The sequence below is a fragment of the Burkholderia sp. APQ4-4ca genome (genome assembly GCF_057837105.1).
In genome coordinates this window covers 1-6,254 of record NZ_JBYQCG010000126.1, presented here as the reverse complement: position 1 = coordinate 6,254, position 6,254 = coordinate 1, and the positions used below count along the sequence as shown (strand labels likewise).

The window sequence follows — 6,254 nt, the reverse complement described above, 5'->3', positions numbered from 1 at the left end:
TGACGGTGCCGACCGGCGTGGCGCCGGCGAATCCGCCGAACGTCACGCCGTTGACGGTCGCGCTGCTCGTCGGGGTGGCCGCGGCGGTCACCGAGTTCGCGCCGAGCGCGATGGAGTTGTTCGTGCCGGCGACCGCGCCGGTGCCGATGGCGACGGCGTCGGTGCCCGTCGCGGTGCTGTCGGCGCCGGTCGAGTTCGCGTGGAAGTACTTGATGCCCTGGCTGTTGATGTTGTTGATCGCCGAGCCCACGCTGTTGGCCGTCGATGTCGTGCCGTTCGCGTTGTACGTGGTGTACGCGGGAGCCGAGACCTTGCCCGTCGTCGGGTCGTACGTCGAACCACCGCCAAGTGCTGACGCGGTGCTGCTACCCAGGTTATCTGTCTTCGTCGAGACCGTGCTGAGGCCAGTCGACAGCGAGTTGATGCCGGTCGAAGTCGAGGTGGACAGCGAAGTGATCGAGCTGTTAGCCGACGAGAGACCCGTCGACGTGGACGACGACAGCGACGTGACGGAGCTATTCGCCGAGCTGAGGCCGGTCGACAGCGAATTGATACCCGTCGAGGTCGAAGTCGAGAGCGACGTGATGGAGCTGTTGGCCGACGACAGGCCCGTCGACGTGGACGACGACAGCGACGTGACGGAGCTATTCGCCGAGCTGAGGCTGGTGGACAGCGAGTTGATACCGGTCGAAGTCGAGGTCGACAGCGAAGTGATCGAGCTGTTAGCCGACGAGAGACCCGTCGACGTGGACGACGACAGCGACGTGACGGAGCTATTCGCCGAGCTGAGGCCGGTGGACAGCGAGTTGATGCCGGTCGAAGTCGAGGTGGACAGCGAAGTGATCGAGCTGTTAGCCGACGACAGACCCGTCGACGTGGACGACGACAGCGACGTAACCGAGCTGTTTGCCGAGCTGAGGCCGGTGGACAGCGAGTTGATGCCGGTCGAAGTCGAGGTCGACAGCGAAGCGATCGAGCTGTTAGCCGACGAGAGACCCGTCGACGTGGACGACGACAGCGACGTGACGGAACTATTTGCCGAGCTGAGGCCGGTGGACAGCGAGTTGATACCGGTCGAGGTCGAGGTCGACAGGGAGCCGATCGAGCTGTTAGCCGACGACAGCCCTGTCGACGTGGAAGACGAAAGCGACGTAACCGAACTATTAGCCGAACTGAGACCAGTAGACAGCGAATTGATGCCGGTCGAGGTCGACGTCGACAGCGACGAAATCGAGCTACTGGCCGACGAAAGGCCCGTCGACGCCGACGTCGACAGGCTGCCGATCGCACTCGTGGTCGTGCTCATGCCGGTGCTGAGCTGCGCGACGGTGACGGCGTCTTGCGGCGCGGAGCCGTCGGCGACATTCGTGATGCGGCGCAGTGCGCTCGAGCTACCGACCGACACTTCCGACAGCGGTGCGGCGCTGCCCGTCAGATAACCCGTGCCGGTCGGCTCAACCGTACCGGTGACGCTTCCCGCGCCGAGCGCGACGCTGGAGGCATACTTCGCGTTGCTGCCCGCGCCGAGCGCCAGCGCACCGGTACCCGTTGCCGTTGAACTCGTGCCGAACGTCGTTGCATTCGTGCCACTGGCCGTCGAGCCGACGCCCACGACTTGCGCGCCCGTCCCGGTGGCGAGCGTGCCATTGTTGCCGATGGCGATCGAGTTCGTGCCGTTGGCGGTGGTTTGGGCGCCGATCGCCGTCGAGTCCAGCCCCGTGGCCGCCGCGCTGGTGCCGAATGCCAGCGAATCGCCGGACCCCGACGGCGACGTCGCGGTTGCACCGTTCCCGATTGCGATCGTGCTGCCCGAAACAGCGGTGCCCGCGTTCGCGCTGCTGCCGATTGCGATGCCTCCGCCCGTGCCCGAATTCGACCCGGCGGTTGCCGATTGACCCAGCGCGACCGACGAGGCGCCGCTTGCCGTCGCACCATCGCCTTGCGCGATGCCGTACGCACTACTGACGGTCGCGCCGCGGCCAACTGCGATGCCCGACGTGGCGGCCGACGCGACGGACGATTGACCGCCGATCGCGATGCCGTTCGACGCGGCCGACTGCGCGCCCTTCGTTGCGTTGCTGCCGATGGCGACTGCACCCGCGCCCGATGCGATGGTCGAGTTTGCCTGCGACAGCGGCGTCGTTCCGTTGCCGCCTGCGCCGCCGATCGCGACGGCGTTCTGCGCGTTCGCCGTCGAGCCAAAGCCGAGTGCGGTCGCGCCGGCGCCGCTGGCGGTGGTTTCGAGGCCGGCCGCGACGCCCCAGAGGCCAGCCGAGCTGAGGAAGCCCATCGCGGTGCCGCCCTTGCCGGTGACTTGCGAGTAGGTGCCGTAGGCCGTCGCCGCGAGATTGCCGTTGCCGGATGCGTTACAGCCGATCACGGTCGACCACGTGCCCGAACCATCGGTCGGATACGCATTGGTGTCGCCCATCGTCGTGCGGCCGGCGGCCGTACTGCCGCTGCTGGAGGTACAGCTCGATACCGTGAACTGCCCGAATCCGTTCACCGTTCCAGGTATGTAGGTCGACGCGCTTGCAAGCGACGGCAGGCTGATCGCCAGCGCCGCGACTGCCGCGACCACGACGGCCGACTTGTTCGGCTTGCCCCGTGCCGAATCGATTTCCGATGCCGCGACCCAGGCGCCAAGCGCTTCGTTCCAGATCGAGCGGTATGTGCGGTTCATGTCCTACTACCTCCAAATGTGCACGCCACACACCGGTCTCTTTTGTTAGAGGATTGGTCCGTGCGTTCGCGCGAATCTCAAAATTGATGGTCGGAGTTTATTGGAGGTGGATTTTGGAGATTGACAAACAGTGATAAATGAAGTGTTTTAAAAGTTAAAGAATGGTTAATGCATCGCGTGGTGATGTGCTTGATGAAAGCTAATGAGCAAAATGTAAGAACGTGTCGGGAAGCACCGGTGTTCCGCTCGGAGTGGTGAGAATTTATATTAAAAATCAATGACTTAAGTTGTGTATGTGCGATAGGTAACACAACTGCTAGTCATAAAAGTAAGACAAATGAGTCCGCAAACGTTTGCGCAAGATCTAATTCTTTCATTGTTGTAATGTTTGAAGATGGTTCGGGGGATAGTGTTTTCGATATTTTATTAACTTGTTAATTATTTGTGTTTGAAGTGAATTTGTATTTATATTTACTGGTTATCTGATAATTGGATTTGTCTGATGTCGAGCACATTGGTTTGTGCTGATTCGCGCATCTCGCGCGGCGCAGGGGCCCGAGCGGCGGGCGTGGCGGGCTGCCCGGCCCGAGAAAGTTGTAAAAAAATGCTACAGGCGTGACGAATGAAACCACTCGCCTCAATTTATCGGTTCTGCCCTATCGACGATCGCGTTGATGTCGGCGTTGAGGCGGAATCGGCGCGCATGCCGGGAGTCGAGGGAGCGCGCACGCGGCGGGTATTTCGCGGGGTGTCGACAGGCCGTCGAAGACCGCCGGCGGCGTCGGGTCGGAAGGGCCAGAAACGTGAGATCCGGGGGCGGCAATTTGTCCGCCATGCCGCTGGCGCTCGACGTGTCGAGGAAACAGGGGGAGGAATCGAATGTATCGGGCGCGCCACACCCGATCGACGGGCGGGGGCCGAACCGGGCGCTTGCCGCATGACCCGCGGCAAACGCCCGACTTCACTTCTTCAGAAACCGCAGCGCGAGCCGCGCCATTCGCGGCACGAACATCGGGCGCAGCAGGCGCTTGTCGTAACCGGCCATCCGCCGGTCATTCTCCACGAGACATAGCTCGATCAGTTCGCGCGGGTTCAGCGCATCGCCGATGTCGGCGGTGCCGGTCGCCGGAAAGTTCGCGTCACGCGCGGCGCCGTCGGCATCGATGCCGCGCGCGATGTTCATGCGGTCGCGGATCAGTTGCACCCACACGGCCGCGACGCGTGCAAAGAACCACGGCCGGCGCCACCACGGCATCGTGCGCCAGTACCATGCGTACCAGTTCACGAAGAACAGGATGTGGCGGCCTTCTTCCTGGATCACGGGCTCGAAGGTCTCGACGAGCTCGGGCGGGAAATAACCGGAGCGCTGCGCGGAGCGGAACAGGCCGAATGCGAAAAAGCTGTCGATGCATTCGCTGAAGCCCGTCATCATCCACGACCACTCGGGATCGGTCGGCGCCGGGTAGGCCGGCTCGGGCGCGAGCCGGATGCCGTACGCCTCGACGAGTTTCGACAGCACGACCTTGTGGCGGGCTTCCTCGCCGCCGTCCATCTCGAGCGCGCGGCGCAGCAGTGGATCGTCGACCGTCGCGGCGTAGGTCGCCACGCGAATCGACGCACGGCCTTCGGTTTGCACCGCGATGTCCCAGATCGGCAGCGACGTGAGCCGCCTGAGTTCGGCCGGCTGGAGCGCCGGCCAGTCGATTACCGCCGGCTTGTACGGATTGTGTGTGTCGAGCAGCATCCGACAGAACATCTGCTTGTGCGCATCGGATCCGATCCGGACCGGGCCTTGCCTCTCGAAGGTCCAGTTGCGCATCGCGTGATCTGCGGCTGCATGCTCTTCCTGCAGCGTGTCGGTCATGGCTATTGTTATGCGATTACGGATCGAAAGATTCTGGCACAGCTTCCGTCATCGCGTATTTTCGGGGGCCATGTGCACGCGGGCCTCGCGCGGGTCACGCGTTCGTGTCGACCCAGAGGCGGCCCCAGCGCGATGCGTACGCGAGGGCGTGCTCTTCCTCGAAGAAGAAATCGATTGCGTCGAACGACACGGAGCGCGGCGACGGCCCGCCGCTCGCGCGTTCGATCGTCAGGTTGGCGGCGAACAACCCGTTCGGCAACCGGGCGGCAACGGGAGCGACTTCATAGCCCTTGTAGCGGATCGTACGGTTCATGGCGTGCGCGTAAAAAGTTCGGACTTTCAGCGTACGAAAACCGGCCGGCCGCGTGAACCAATCTTTCGGCCAATGCAAATCATGCGGCTGGCTGAATCGTTATCGGGGCGGTACGCGGGAACGATGTGTTCGAGAGGCGGAACGGACGCGCCCGGCGCATCGCCGCGCGTCGGAAGACGCGCCGCGCACCTGCGTCGAATCGTGTCGACCGAAGGGGCGCGGCGGAATGCGGAGGTTACTGGTTGGCGACCTTCAGCACGGGCGCGAGCGCATCGACCGATGCCGCATGCGAGGCCGCACGATGCGACGCGAACGCGAGTGCGAATTCGGCGGCTTGCGCGCCGACCGTCTCGAGTTGCGCGACGACCTTCGGATCCGAGCAGCTATCGGCGCTTTCGAAGCGCGTTTCCAGCGTGTTGACGGTTGCGCCGAACGGCGTCGGCCAGCCGCGCAGCGCATGGACGATCGAGCGCAGCGACGTCAGCACGGTGCCGGCCGCCTGCCAGCCGTACGCGGTGACGATCAGGCCGACCGCGCGGCCGTCGAGATACGGGCGCTCGTCCGCACGCAGTTCCTCGAGCGTGTCGAGCGCGTTCTTCACGAGACCGGACACGCCGCCGTGATAACCGGGCGTCGCGATGACGATCGCGTCGGCCTGGCGCACGGCGTCGATCAGTTCGCGCTGCGCGTCGGTCAGCGTTTTGTGTTCGGGCGCGTAGTGCGGCAGCGTATGGAGGAACGGGCCGTCGAACAGGCGTGTGCGCGCGCCGGCGGCTTGCGCGCCGCGCAGTGCGAACGACAGCGCGCGTTCGGTGGACGACGCGGCCCGGGTGGTCCCGCCGATGCCGACGACGAACGGGCGGCGGTGTTGATCGAATGCAGTCAAGGGGCGCTCCTGGGAGTGGCTTGCCCGGCTGAGCACAGGCTTAAAACCAGATGGTAACGACCCCGTCGCCACTCTGAAAACGACTTTTCGTTCTATCGATATGCCGCGCGGCGAGGCAATCGTGTGCGCGGCCCCGCGGATCGATAGCAGAAATGCTTGGTTGGGACGCTGCACCGCGGTCGATAAGATGGGCGCGTCTCCTCCATGATGTCTCTACTGACATGGGTTGGCCCCGCCGGGCGGATGCAGGCGGGGCTTTTTTTCGTCCTCGGCCGGAAAACGGGGCGCGATGCGTGATGATACGTTCTTACTCGAACACCGGCCGGAAGAAGCTGCGCTCGTAGCTGACGATGCACCGCGTTTCCTCCGCGTAGCGGAATGCGGCCTGGCAGGCCGGATCGTCCTTCGAGCGTTCGCGGTAGCGCTCGTAGTCGGCGAGGCTCGGGAACGAGAACATCGCGAGCGCGATGTTGTTTGCGCCTTCGGACGGCAGGAAGTAGCCGTGATG

At 64.0% G+C, this 6,254-nt stretch carries 5 protein-coding genes; all 5 read right to left on the bottom strand.

Going from position 1 to position 6,254, the window contains the following annotated elements:
- A partial coding sequence (locus AC3IFE_RS16110) for an ESPR-type extended signal peptide-containing protein (protein WP_489191115.1) occupies positions 1–2,683 on the bottom strand: 2,683 nt, incomplete at its 3' end.
- A 961-nt stretch (positions 2,684–3,644) separates the two neighbouring features.
- Positions 3,645–4,547, bottom strand: coding sequence for an aminomethyltransferase (locus tag AC3IFE_RS16105; protein ID WP_089470485.1), 903 nt, complete (start codon positions 4,545–4,547; stop codon positions 3,645–3,647).
- A 94-nt stretch (positions 4,548–4,641) separates the two neighbouring features.
- Positions 4,642–4,860, bottom strand: a complete 219-nt coding sequence (locus tag AC3IFE_RS16100; protein WP_301739623.1) for a transcriptional regulator — start codon at positions 4,858–4,860, stop codon at positions 4,642–4,644.
- Positions 4,861–5,095: 235 nt separating this feature from the next.
- Positions 5,096–5,746: an NADPH-dependent FMN reductase gene (locus AC3IFE_RS16095; protein WP_489191114.1), complete on the bottom strand. Its 651-nt coding sequence runs from the start codon at positions 5,744–5,746 to the stop codon at positions 5,096–5,098.
- 307 nt (positions 5,747–6,053) lie between these two features.
- On the bottom strand, positions 6,054–6,254 hold a 201-nt coding region (locus AC3IFE_RS16090), incomplete at its 5' end, for an NIPSNAP family protein (protein ID WP_489191113.1).

Excerpts from the sequence above, each read along its gene's own strand:
- AC3IFE_RS16105 (WP_089470485.1), bottom strand. The coding sequence starts at position 4,547 with ATGACCGACACGCTGCAGGAAGAGCATGCAGCCGCAGATCACGCGATG.
- AC3IFE_RS16100 (WP_301739623.1), bottom strand. The coding sequence starts at position 4,860 with ATGAACCGTACGATCCGCTACAAGGGCTATGAAGTCGCTCCCGTTGCC.